The 2,900-nt window shown below is 56.4% G+C and carries 3 protein-coding genes and 1 pseudogene; 2 read left to right on the top strand and 2 right to left on the bottom strand.

All coding sequences use genetic code 11. The annotated features are described in order from the left end of the window. A partial coding sequence (locus IGS51_RS19605) for a PP2C family protein-serine/threonine phosphatase (RefSeq protein WP_297080475.1) occupies positions 1 to 1,691 on the top strand: 1,691 nt, incomplete at its 5' end. Between the two features lie 206 nt (positions 1,692 to 1,897). Further along, a complete protein-coding gene (locus IGS51_RS19600; protein ID WP_297080474.1) occupies positions 1,898 to 2,479 on the top strand; it encodes an ATP-binding protein in 582 nt (193 codons plus the stop codon). Between the two features lie 23 nt (positions 2,480 to 2,502). On the opposite strand, the pseudogene IGS51_RS22440 reads toward IGS51_RS19600, so the two are convergent. Together IGS51_RS22440 and IGS51_RS19595 are read right to left on the bottom strand one after the other, a co-directional pair. Then, positions 2,503 to 2,613, bottom strand: a pseudogene (locus IGS51_RS22440) (SPFH domain-containing protein); the annotation flags it as partial. 37 nt (positions 2,614 to 2,650) lie between these two features. Continuing rightward, the coding region (locus IGS51_RS19595) for a hypothetical protein (RefSeq protein ID WP_297080473.1) at positions 2,651 to 2,900 on the bottom strand (250 nt) is incomplete at its 5' end.

Here is a 2,900-nt window from a genome sequence, read left to right as displayed (position 1 = left end):
AGGCCGAGCGGCTGCGGGTACTGGGGCGCACCGCCGAAGCCATCGATGCCTACGACAACGCAATCCAGGCCGCTAGGGACAACGACTTTATCAACGACCTAGCACTGGCGCAAGAACTGGCAGGTAAGTTTTATCTGGCGCTGGGTAAGGAACGGCTAGCCCAGTCTTACCTGATGGATGCCCGCTATACTTACCTGCGCTGGGGGGCGACCTATAAAGTGGATGCCCTCAACACGCTCTACCCCCAGTTTTTGGAACGGCGGATGGAACCCTTGGCCAGAACTGAGCTAATGAACCAAACGGTGTCGCTGGGGTCAAGCAGTTCCACAGGCGGAACTCAGGGACTGAACCTGGATCTGGATACAGTCATTCGGGCGGCGCAGGCGATTTCTGGAGAAATTGTGCTGGCAAATTTGCTAGAAAAGCTGCTGAAGCTGGCGATCGAAAACGCGGGCGCACAGAAGGGCTGTTTGCTATTGCTTCAAGCAGACGGGCTGCGAATTGAGGCGGAGGGGATGCTTGAGGGCAAGGAGCAGGTGCAGGTACAGTCGCGATCGCCCGATGAGCAGACCTTGCCACTGTCGCTGATCTATTACGTGCAGCGCACCCGCGAAGACGTGGTGTTGCGGGATGCGGTGGAGGAGGGCCTGTTCACCACCGACCCGTATATCGTGCAAACCCAATCGCGTTCGGTGCTGTGTTCGCCCATCCTAAACCAGGGCAACCTGATCGGGCTGCTGTATCTGGAAAACAACCTGGCCACCGATACCTTTACGCCAGAGCGAGTAACTGTGCTGAATATCCTCTCGTCCCAAGCGGCGATCGCCCTGGAAAATGCCCAGTTCTACCGCACGCTAGAGCAAAAGGTCGAGGAGCGCACCGCCCAGCTTGCCCGCGCCAACGACGAAATTACGCTGCTCAACCAGCAGTTGCAGTCAGAAAACCTGCGAATGGGCGCGGAACTGGCCATTACCCGCCAGATTCAGCAAATGGTGTTGCCCAAAGATCACGAGCTAGATCAGATTGAAGGACTTGAAATTGCCGGGTTTATGGAACCCGCTGATGAAGTTGGCGGCGACTATTATGACGTGCTGCACGACAACGGCGCGGTCAAGATTGGGATTGGCGATATCACGGGTCATGGATTGGAAAGCGGTATGTTGATGCTCATGGTGCAGACGGCAGTGCGAACGCTGCTCTCCACGCAGGAAACTGACTCGGTGCGCTTTCTCAGCACGCTAAACCGCGTGATTTATGACAACGTGCAGCGCATGAACTGCGATCGCAGTCTAACCCTGGCCCTATTGGACTACGAAGCCGGACAACTGCGCCTCAGCGGGCAGCATGAAGAAGTTTTGGTCGTGCGGGCTAATGGCGAAATCGAGTCGATTAACACCATGACGCTGGGCTTTCCGGTGGGTCTGGTAGAAGACATTTCCGACTTCATCACCCACACCCACATTCACTTGCAACCCGGTGATGGTGTGGTGCTATATACCGACGGCATCACCGAGGCCGCCAACGAAACACACGAACTTTACGGCATCGAGCGGCTCTGTCAGGTGATTAGCCAGCACTGGCAGCGCTCTGCCGTTGAGATTCGGCAGGCGGTGATTGACGATGTGCGCCGCCACATCGGACAGCAAAAAGTGTTCGATGACATCACGCTTTTAATTGTGAAACAGCGTTAGGAGGGCGCTCGACGGTTCGCTGAGTCTCGCTTGCTTCTGGATCAAAATCGAAAAAGCCAATTAAAATTTTGTGCATTTATTCTGCGCCGTTCTGTTTATTTCTGTGCCTTTGATGCGCTTCTGATAACGTTCCCATATTTTTGCCATTTGCGCCTCCCTGATCCGCCTCCCTGATCCGCCTCCCTGATCCGCCTCCAGCCGCCTGCATGAATCAAATCTTCGGAGAATTTGACGACGCTTTGCAGCCCAATCAGGAATATCTGATTTTGGGCTTTTCGCCCAGCGCCAAATCGATTCGCCAGCGCTGGCGAAACAACGGGCTGTCTGCCAATTTTCTGGCGGATTATATGGTGACGTTTTTTCCCGCCGATGAGCGCGACCCCAAAACGCTGAGCCGCCGCACCGAAATGCAGGATGCGGTTCGATATATTGCCAACGAGCTGCTGGAAAATGCGATGAAGTTTCACGACGAGGCCGCTCGCCAGCCCATCAGCATCAAGCTACAACTCCACCCCGATCGCCTGGTGTTTTGGGTGACGAACAGCGTCAAACCAGCGGCGATCGCCCCGTTTCAGCGCTTTATCCAGGACATCCTCGCTGCTCAACCCCTAGAACGCTACCTCCAGCAGCTTGAGCAAAATGCCCTCAACGACGAACACACCGCCTCCGGCATTGGTCTGCTGACGATGATGGTGGATTATAGGGCGATCGTGGGCTGGAAATTTACGCAGCTAGAGCAATCGCCCCCCGTGATGACCGTGACGACGCGGGTGCAGGTGCCGATTTAGAGCCGGTTTCACGGTCTTGGTCTGCGCTGACGACGCAGCATAACCTGAGCGATTTCGGGCACATGGGCAAGATAAGATAAGCAGCTTTCGATCCCCTCAACTCCGGCCACTTGCAGGCGGGCTTGCATCTCTTTAGCGCTGTTTTCATAACTGCCCGCGCTTTTGGTATCCCTATCGAAGATTGGGTAGAAATTCTGGAAGAGTAGACTTGCTGCCTTTGTCCCGCAGGGTTCCCTCCAGAGCGACGATTGCTCGTCGGGGCGATCGCCTCAGAGACAGCTTCATCTCGCCGCGCTGCGGGCGCATCGCCCCACCCTCCTCCCTCACTGCCCAATCGGCCAGGCAAAGCCCCAGCGCCAGCAGCACCCCGCCCGCGAAGCCGAGGGGCACCGCCACCGCGACGAGCAGCAACGTCATCCAG

The organism is Thermoleptolyngbya sp. M55_K2018_002 (assembly GCF_015295965.1).
Lineage (GTDB): Bacteria > Cyanobacteriota > Cyanobacteriia > Elainellales > Elainellaceae > Thermoleptolyngbya > Thermoleptolyngbya sichuanensis.
This window is presented reverse-complemented; position numbering and strand designations above follow the sequence as displayed.

Bases quoted from the DNA above. Each gene is read 5' to 3' on its own strand.
- IGS51_RS19600 (WP_297080474.1), top strand. From the start codon at position 1,898: ATGAATCAAATCTTCGGAGAATTTGACGACGCTTTGCAGCCCAATCAG.